Genomic DNA, 239 nt, shown 5'->3' on the forward strand with positions numbered 1-239 from the left:
TAAAAGACGTTGCATTAACACCAGCTGGCTTAGCTAAAATGGTTCAATTAATTGAAAAAGGTACAATTTCTTCTAAAATCGCGAAGAAAGTATTTAATGAATTAATTGAAAAAGGTGGAGACCCAGAAGAAATCGTTAAAGCGAAAGGTCTGGTTCAAATTTCTGACGAAGGAACACTTCGTAAGGTTGTAACAGAAATTCTTGATAATAATGAGCAATCTATTGAAGACTTTAAAAAC

The 239-nt window shown here is 32.6% G+C and carries 1 pseudogene; it reads left to right on the forward strand.

The features are described from left to right. Positions 1-239, forward strand: a pseudogene (locus tag SB775_RS33445) (Asp-tRNA(Asn)/Glu-tRNA(Gln) amidotransferase subunit GatB); the annotation flags it as partial.

This window comes from Peribacillus sp. SIMBA_075 (genome assembly GCF_046534585.1).